1 protein-coding gene is annotated in these 517 nt (G+C 63.8%); it reads right to left on the bottom strand.

The window, feature by feature from the left end; translation table 11 throughout:
* On the bottom strand, nucleotides 1–465 hold a 465-nt coding region (locus PQR54_RS38885), incomplete at its 3' end, for an HlyD family secretion protein (RefSeq protein WP_408255460.1).
* Nucleotides 466–517: the final 52 nt, after the last annotated feature.

Raw genomic sequence — 517 nt, 5'->3', positions numbered from 1 at the left:
CTGCTCCTGCGTCGTTCCCGCACCGGTTTCCGAGAGATTGCGGTAGCGAGCGGCGTTCGCGCGCGCAAATTCAAGCGTCGCATCATCCGCGCGCAGCGTGGCACGCGCCTGATCGACGAGCGCGGGTTGCCGCGCGATCTCGGCCTCGTAGTTTGCAACGGATGCCCTGGCTGCCACCACGTCCGCCTGCGCGCTCATCAACGCAGCGCGAAAGTCGCGGTCGTCGATGCGAACCAGTAGCTGTCCGGCCTTGACCTGCTGGTTATCCTCGACGAGCACCTCGGAAACCTGACCCGCGACACGCGGCGCGACCAGCGTGAAATCGGCCGTCACATAGGCATCGTTCGTGGTCTCGCTGGTCGAGCCGGCAAACAGCCATATACAGGCCAGCACAGCGAGGCCGAGTATGACCGCATACGCGGCAAGACGGATCGTTCTGGGAGGAAATCGGGTAGCGGATGACATGGATAGCGTCGCTTAACGGGAAGAGGGCTGCGTCGTGCTCCAGGGCGGATAA

The organism is Paraburkholderia phytofirmans (assembly GCF_046028095.1).
GTDB lineage: Bacteria > Pseudomonadota > Gammaproteobacteria > Burkholderiales > Burkholderiaceae > Paraburkholderia > Paraburkholderia phytofirmans_A.
This window is presented reverse-complemented; position numbering and strand designations above follow the sequence as displayed.